The organism is Luteimonas flava, assembly GCF_036584485.1.
Taxonomy (GTDB): Bacteria; Pseudomonadota; Gammaproteobacteria; order Xanthomonadales; family Xanthomonadaceae; genus Luteimonas; species Luteimonas flava.
In genome coordinates, this window is sequence record NZ_JAZHBM010000081.1 from 1 (window position 1) to 277 (window position 277).

At 49.5% G+C, this 277-nt stretch carries 1 rRNA gene; it reads right to left on the reverse strand.

Annotation, left to right across the window (positions count from 1 at the left end):
- A 23S ribosomal RNA gene (locus tag V3391_RS17765) occupies window positions 1-277 on the reverse strand; the annotation flags it as partial.

Consider the following 277-nt stretch of genomic DNA (forward strand, 5'->3'; position numbering starts at 1 on the left):
CCGCTACCATGCCTTACGGCATCCACAGCTTCGGTATATGGCTTTAGCCCCGTTACATCTTCGGCGCAGACCGGCTTATTTAGACCAGTGAGCTGTTACGCTTTCTTTAAAGGATGGCTGCTTCTAAGCCAACCTCCCGGCTGTTTAGGAATTTCCACATCCTTTCACACTTAATCACAATTTAGGGACCTTATCTGGTGGTCTGGGCTCTTTCCCTCTCGACCATGGACCTTAGCACCCACAGTCTGTCTGTTGAGGAATTATGTTTGGCATTCGG